The organism is Rhodoplanes roseus, assembly GCF_003258865.1.
In the GTDB taxonomy this organism is placed as follows: domain Bacteria; phylum Pseudomonadota; class Alphaproteobacteria; order Rhizobiales; family Xanthobacteraceae; genus Rhodoplanes; species Rhodoplanes roseus.
Genome location: NZ_NPEX01000743.1, coordinates 1 through 288 on the forward strand (window position 1 = coordinate 1; position 288 = coordinate 288).

The 288-nt window shown below is 66.7% G+C and carries 1 pseudogene; it reads right to left on the reverse strand.

The window, feature by feature from the left end:
- Positions 1–288: pseudogene (locus tag CH341_RS32220) on the reverse strand (cell division protein FtsA); the annotation flags it as partial.

A 288-nucleotide genomic window follows, 5' to 3' on the forward strand; every position in this document is an offset into this window, starting at 1 on the left:
CGCCGAAATCGAGGCAGGCAACGCCGAGCTGCGCCTCGTCCTCGACGAGGACCGAAAGCGCCGACGCATAGGGCGTCGCAACCACGGTCTCCACTTCCAGGTGGCAGCGGTTCACGGCGAGTTCGAGGTTCGTCAGCGGCGCTTCGTCGGCGGTGACGACATGCATGTCGACACCCAGCTCGTTGCCGAGCATGCCGCGCGGATCGGCGATCCCCCGATGCCCATCGAGCGCATAGCCGATCGGCAGCGAATGAACGACGACGCGCCCATCGGCGACGGAATTGGCAC